5 protein-coding genes are annotated in these 6,818 nt (G+C 66.9%); 1 reads left to right on the plus strand and 4 read right to left on the minus strand.

Annotation, left to right across the window (positions count from 1 at the left end; genetic code table 11):
• Positions 1-120: 120 nt before the first annotated feature.
• From ACWEKR_RS24020 to ACWEKR_RS24030, 3 genes are read right to left on the minus strand one after another with little or no spacing between them, the layout of a single operon-like run.
• The gene (locus ACWEKR_RS24020; RefSeq protein WP_195086282.1) at positions 121-1,011 is read right to left on the minus strand and encodes an ABC transporter permease; all 891 of its coding nucleotides are present in this window, start codon (positions 1,009-1,011) and stop codon (positions 121-123) included.
• Positions 1,004-1,861, minus strand: coding sequence for an ABC transporter ATP-binding protein (locus ACWEKR_RS24025; RefSeq protein WP_195086280.1), 858 nt, complete (start codon positions 1,859-1,861; stop codon positions 1,004-1,006). Before ACWEKR_RS24025 ends, ACWEKR_RS24020 begins: the two co-directional genes overlap by 8 nt.
• On the minus strand, positions 1,858-2,940 hold the full coding sequence (locus ACWEKR_RS24030; protein ID WP_452356360.1) for an ABC transporter substrate-binding protein: 1,083 nt from the start codon (positions 2,938-2,940) through the stop codon (positions 1,858-1,860). Before ACWEKR_RS24030 ends, ACWEKR_RS24025 begins: the two co-directional genes overlap by 4 nt.
• 861 nt (positions 2,941-3,801) lie before the next feature.
• On the opposite strand from ACWEKR_RS24030, the gene mgtE reads away from it, so the two are divergent.
• A complete protein-coding gene (gene mgtE, locus ACWEKR_RS24035) occupies positions 3,802-5,166 on the plus strand; it encodes a magnesium transporter (RefSeq protein WP_159838442.1) in 1,365 nt (454 codons plus the stop codon).
• Between the two features lie 353 nt (positions 5,167-5,519).
• Here the strand turns inward: mgtE and nrdF are convergent, their stop codons facing one another.
• A complete protein-coding gene (nrdF, locus tag ACWEKR_RS24040; RefSeq protein WP_159838446.1) occupies positions 5,520-6,482 on the minus strand; it encodes a class 1b ribonucleoside-diphosphate reductase subunit beta in 963 nt (320 codons plus the stop codon).
• Between the last annotated feature and the right edge of the window lie 336 nt (positions 6,483-6,818).

Here is a 6,818-nt window from a genome sequence, read left to right on the forward strand (position 1 = left end):
GCGCCAACCGGGAATGCGGGGGAATGCGGTAACGCGACAAGCGCTGCCGCACACCCGCATGAAGTCGACGGCGCGCCGTTTGGTCAACGCCTGGTCGACCGTGCGCGGGGCTGCCATGGCTCAGGAGTTCGCCGGGGCGCGCCACCGCGACAGGCGGCGTTCGAGGGCGACCAGCAGGCCGTTGAAGGCGAGACCGAGCAGCGAGATGGCGAGGATGCCCGCGTACATGTTCGGGATCGCGAAATTCTGCTGCGCGGCCGTGATCAGATAGCCGAGCCCGGCTCTGGCCCCGAACATCTCGGCGGCCAGCAGGACCAGGATCGAGCTGGCGGCGGCCATGCGCAGACCGGTGAAGACGGACGGCAGCGCTGCGGGCAAAATCACCTTCTGGAACAGGCGCAACGGCGAGAAGCCCAGGGAAGCTGCCGATTTGACCAGCAGGGGATCGACGGTGCGCACGCCGGTGATGGTGTTGAGCAGGATCGGGAAGAAGCTCGCGTAGACGACGATGGCGACCTTCGAGGTCTCGCCGATACCCAGGATGAGCAAGAAGACCGGGAGCAACGCCAATGCCGCGGTGTTGCGGAACAGCTCGAGGATCGGGTTCAGGAAATCCGCCACCGGCTTGTACCAGGCGATCGCGATGCCCACCGGGATACCGGCGACCAGCGCCAGCGTATACCCGGCCAGCGAACGGTTCAGGCTCGCGGACAGATGCGTCCACATCTCCCCGCTCGCCACCAGGTCGGCGAACGCCTGGGCGACCACCGAGAACGGCGGCAGGAACACCTCGTCCACCAACCCGACGGTGGGGGCGAGCTGCCACAGCAGCAGGAACAGGGCGATCACGACCGTCGGCTTGAAGACCCGCCAGGCGAATCGGCTCACCGCCCGCAGGAGTCGCGGCACGGCGGAGGGCGTCACTTCGGCCCGCCGCAGCGGGACCAGCCGGGTGGACGCGGCCGAGGTTTTCCGCACCGGCCGCTCGGTGAGCTGTATGGCGCTAGACATGGGCGGTCCTCTCGGTGGTGGATTCGGCATCGGCCGCGTGCTCGGACAACGACTCCAGCTCCAGGCTCGCCGCCCGCTGGACCTCGCTGTGCAGCAGCGTCCAGATCTCGTGGCGGTAGTCCCGGAAGCGCTGGGAGGAGCGGACGTCGTCGTCGGTGTCCCGGTCGATCTCGACGTCGACGATGGCCTTGATCCGGCCGGGCCGGGAGGTCAGCACCGCCACCCGCTGGCCGAGGTACACCGCCTCGTCGATGCCGTGGGTGATGAACAACACCGTCTTGCCGGTGGCCCGCCAGATGCGCAACAGCTCGTCCTGCAGAGACTCCCTGGTCTGCGCGTCGAGCGCGGCGAACGGCTCGTCCATCAGCAGCACCTCGGGATCGAACGCGAGGCTGCGCGCGATGGCGACGCGTTGCTTCATGCCGCCGGACAGCTCGTGGGGATAGCGGTCGCCGAACCCGGACAGCCCGACCAGTTCCAGGTAGTGCTCGGCGAGTTCCCGGCGCGCCTTACGGCGCAAACCCTTGGCCTCCAAGCCGAATTCGATGTTGGAGCGAGCCGTTCGCCAGGGCAACAGCGCGTACTGCTGGAAGACGATGCCTCGATCCAGACCGGGGCCGGTGATCGGCTTGCCATCCAGCAGGATCTCCCCGGCGGTGGGCTTGCTCAGCCCGCCGAGCAGGTCCAGCAGCGTGGACTTGCCCGATCCGCTGGGGCCGACCAGCACCAGGAACTCGCCCTCGCGCAGCTCCAGCGAGATGTCCTCGAGCGCGGTGAATCGCTCGTGTGACCCGCGCACCGAGAACTGCTTGCGTACTCCGGTCAGCGATAGTTTGGTCGCCGTGGTCATTTCGCGGCCACCACCTCTCCGGTCGGTCCCGCCTCCGGCTTGTATCTGCCGTTGGCGTAGGGGTTGAACTTGTTGGTGAACAGATCCGCGGCCTTGAATTTGCCGTTCGGCAGTTCGCCGTTGCGCACCAGCCAGTCGATCCAGATCTGCAGTTCCTGCTCCGCGACCACGCCGCCCGGCACCGGGATCCCGGAGCTCAGCCAGTACGGCACCAAGCCGGTGTTCTCGTTGCGGCCGCGCTTGCCGATGATCTGGGTGAAGCGCTCGCGCACCTGGTCGCGGGGCGTCACCTGAAGCCAGCGGATCGCGCGCGCCGTGCCCTGCACGAAGTCCTCGACGGCTTCGGGATTCTTGGCGATGTAGTCGTTGCGGAAGACGTAGGTGCCGTAGTCGAACGTGCCGAAGATGGCCTTGTCGGTGTAGAGCGGGTGGATGCCGCCGCGCCGGAGGGCGGTGTCCCGGAAGACGCTGCCCAGCGCGCCGACGTCGACCTGCCCTTTGCGCAGCGCGTCCTCGGTGTTGGCCGGCGGCACGACGATCAGTTGCACCTGCTTGATCTCGTCGTCGGTCAGGCCTTGCCGATGCAGCCACTCCCTGGTGATGAATTCGTGGTGCGCGCCGAGGGTGTTGACCGCGACCTTCTTGCCGATGAGATCACGCGCCGAGGTGATGCCGGAGTCGTCACGGACGTAGTAGCCGGTGAACGACTCCTCGTCCGCGCCATACGAACTGAGCACCGACGTGACTTTCGCCCCGCCCGCGATCAGTTTGACCACCGCGCCGTTGAACGCGCTGCCGAACTCGACCTGGTTGGTCGCCGCCGCCTGGATATTGGCGGGGCCGCTGGTGGTGTCGCCTTCCCAGTGCAGGCTGATCTTCGTGAAATAGCCGAGGTCGTCGGCCAATTCGACGGGGCTCACCTGCCCGGTGGCGCCTTGATAGCGCAGCACGGTCTTGCCGTCGGTGGTCTTGGCGGGCGCGGACTCGCCGCAGCCGGTGAGCACGGACAGGCCGGTGAGCACCGCGACGGCGGCGGAGAGAGCGCGGGCGACGCGCCGGGAGGATGGAGGGAAAGGCATGGTTGTTCTTTCGAAGACGAGATGACGCCGTGCATTTCGGTGCCCGGCGTCGGCGACACCACAGCGGGAGCGATGCGGCGGTGGACGACCGCGCGGAGTGCGGTCGCCAGACCACGGCCGCGCTGCCTCAGCGGCAACAGATTCCGTGTGGCACGCGCATGAAGTCGACCGCGCGACGGCGGATCAATGCTGTTGCTGTCGACACTTCGAAACTTTCGTGAGCTGTGCTGGAGTCGGCGACGCCGGTGACTTTCACCGCCTGCCTGGCAAACACTCTCCCGGTTCCCAGGCATGGGAGCAACAGTTCGACGCCGACTGCGTATAAACCTGTATTCCGGCGGTCGATGACCATCGGGCCTGGTGGTGCGATCAATCCGCTCGGTGACGGTCACACGGCACGCGCGTTCGCGCGACGACATCGTGCGGCGCTCCTCGCCGATCCAGGCCGGGCCCTGTAATCGCACTGTGTGCGAGCGGCCGGGTTCGATTCGCCTGCCGTCACGGTCGTCGCCGTACGGGGAGGATGCCGACATTCCGGAACACCGGCCCGCGCTTTCCGGTGCTGAGAAGCGGCTTCGGTCACAGCGAGCCCTCGTGAGGTGATCATTCTCTCCGGAGCGATGTAAGCTGCACGAGGACGTTTTCGTGTCCGTGCGATGTTGATCCGAATGGTGCGGATATCAGAGATCCGCGGCGACGACGAGAGGGAGGTGGGGTAGCGATGCGCAGCGAACCTCCCAGTCGAAGGCCGCGCGGCGCCGCCCCTTCGCATTCCTGATCAGGTCGCGACGGCAGGGGCCGGCGCCCGCGGTGTGAATTCTCGAGCTCTCCGTTCACTCACGCATGTGCTGAGGTCCTCTCATGTCGCAGACCGACATCATCGAAGTACGTCCGACGCTGTCCGAATCCCTGCAGGACATCGTCGAAACCCGTCGCGTGGACGCCGCGCTGGACTGGCTCGGCAACCACCCGCCGCACGTCATCGCCGACCAGCTCGCCCGCATGGACGCGGTACGGGCCGGGATGGCGTTCCGCCTGCTGGACAAAGACCTGGCACTGGCCGTCTTCGAGGAACTCGAGCCGGTGGACCAGCAGCAGATCCTGCAAGGACTGCGCGATCAGAGCTTCCGCGACCTGATCGAGGGCATGGCGCCCGACGACCGCGCCCGCATGCTGCGCGAGGCGCCCGCGAAGGTCGCCAAGAAGGCGCTGGCGGGCCTCAGTCCGCGGGAACGGCGGATGACCGCGAGCCTGCTCGGCTATCCGGAGGGCTCCGCCGGTCAGTTCATGACGCCGGAGGTGGTGGCGCTGCCCCGCGACCTGACGGTGGCCGAAGCGCTCGGCATGGTGCGGGCCAAGGGCGGCAACGCCGAGACGGTGTACACGCTGCCGGTGGTCGATGCGGGCAGGCGGCTGACCGGCATCGTCGAACTGCGCGAACTGGTGCTCAGCAAGCCCGAGACGATGGTGTCGGAGCTGGTCGTCACCGAGCCCGCCTTCGCGCGCGCCACCGATTCCGCGGAGAAGGCCGCCCGCTTGATGCGCGAGACCAACGACATCAACCTGCCGGTGGTGGACAGCGAGGACCGGCTGGTCGGACTGCTCACCATCGACGACGCGGTCGAGGTGATCGAGGCCGCCGACAGCGAGGACGTCGCACTCCAGGCGGGATCGGCGCCCTGGGAGGGCCACTACATGGCCGCCGGGGTGTTCCAGCTGGCCCGCTACCGCGCACTGTGGCTGCTGCTGTTGCTGTTCGCGGCGACGCTGACGGTGAGCGTGACCGACTTCTTCGAAGGCACCTTGCAGCAGGCCGCGCACCTGGCGCTGTTCATCCCGCTGCTGATCGGCGCGGGCGGCAATGCGGGCGCGCAAGCCGCCACCGCCTGCGTGCGCGCGGTGGCGGTCGGCGAGGTGCGGGCGTCGGACCTGTTGCGGGTGATCTGGCGGGAATGCCGGGTGGGCCTGGTGCTCGGCTCGCTGCTGGCGTCGGTGGGCCTGGCGATCGGCGCCCTGTTCGTCGGCCCGCGCATCGCCCTGGTCGTGGGCATCACGCTGGTGCTGATCTGCGGCTGGGCTGCCACCATCGGGGGCACCATGCCTCTGCTGGCCAAGAAACTGCGCATCGACCCCGCGGTCGTCTCCGCCCCGATGGTCACCACCCTGGTCGACGCCACCGGGCTGATCATCTACTTCACGACGGCGAAACTGGTCCTCGGTATCTGAGGGCGTCCTCGATGCCCGTGGACGGCCACTCGAGCTCGCGGCAGCGGCGCGCAAGTGTCCATCGCACGCATCCGGCGCAGCACTTCCAGACGCTGGTTGTCGGTCTGCGCCACAGTGGACCCAGAACGATCCGTCACCGGTCTGCGAAACCGCTGCCGGACTGTCGTCCTGACACGCGGCGGCGGTCAAGAGCACCGCAGCGATCAGAGCCGGCCGTCAGTACATCGAAAGCCTCCTCGTCGGAGTGAAACGCTCCACAGCACAGAGTCTTTCACGCCGGGTCGGCAAACGAAGACAAGGCCGGGGCCCGGCATGGCTGCCGGGCCCCGGTGCGCTTCACCCCAACCGACGGCTCAGAACTCCCAGTCTTCGTCCTCGGTGTTCACAGCCTTGCCGATGACGTAACTCGAACCCGAACCGGAGAAGAAGTCGTGGTTCTCGTCGGCGTTGGGGGACAACGCCGAGAGGATCGCGGGGTTCACCTCGGTCTCGTCCTTCGGGAACAGGCCCTCGTAGCCGAGGTTCATCAACGCCTTGTTGGCGTTGTAGCGCAGGAACTTCTTCACGTCCTCGGTGAGGCCGACCTCGTCGTAGAGGTCCTGGGTGTAGTCGACCTCGTTGTCGTAGAGCTCGAACAGCAACTCGAAGGTGTAGTTCTTGAGTTCGTCGCGCTCGGCCTGCGTGACCAGCTCCAAGCCCTTCTGGTACTTGTAGCCGATGTAGTAGCCGTGGACCGCCTCGTCGCGGATGATCAGCCGGATCATGTCGGCGGTGTTGGTGAGCTTGGCCCGCGACGACCAGTGCATCGGCAGGTAGAAGCCGGAATAGAACAGGAAGCTCTCCAGCAGCGTGGAGGCGACCTTGCGCTTGAGCGGGTCGTCGCCCTTGTAGTACTCCAGCACGATCTCGGCCTTGCGCTGGAGGTTGCGGTTCTCCTCCGACCAGCGGAACGCCTCGTCGATCTCGCGGGTGGAACACAGCGTCGAGAAGATCGAGCTGTAGCTCTTGGCGTGCACCGACTCCATGAACGCGATGTTGGTCAGCACCGCCTCTTCGTGCGGGGTGAGCGCGTCCGGGATCAGGCTCACCGCGCCGACCGTGCCCTGGATGGTGTCGAGCAGGGTCAGGCCGGTGAAGACCCGCATGGTCAGTTGCTTCTCGTCGGCGGTCAGGGTGTTCCACGACGGGATGTCGTTGGAGACCGGGACCTTCTCCGGCAGCCAGAAGTTGCCGGTCAGCCGGTCCCAGACCTCGGCGTCCTTTTCGTCGGGCACCCGATTCCAGTTGATGGCCGACACCCGATCGATCAGTTTCATCCTGCCTCCACGCCTTTCCCGAGCACGCTGCCGTCACGGAATGTCTACCCAGGGGACACTACTCCTAGTGGCTGACATGTCCGGTTAGCACAACACCTTGTGTCGCCGCGACGCGCGTCCGCTGGGTGAAAGAACGCCGGGACACGCTGCGCACGGCCCCCTATTGTGCGGCACACGCTCTTGCGGGACTACATCGGCACCGGCGGGCGGTGTTGCTCGCCGGATGTTTGCCAGATGAGGTCCGACGAACCGCGTCCGACGTACCGGCACCGCGACACACAGGCGCGGACGACCCCGGCCGCGCGGCGGGGAAAGCGTTGCCGGGCTCGCCGATCC

It is taken from the genome of Nocardia sp. NPDC004573 (assembly GCF_053602135.1).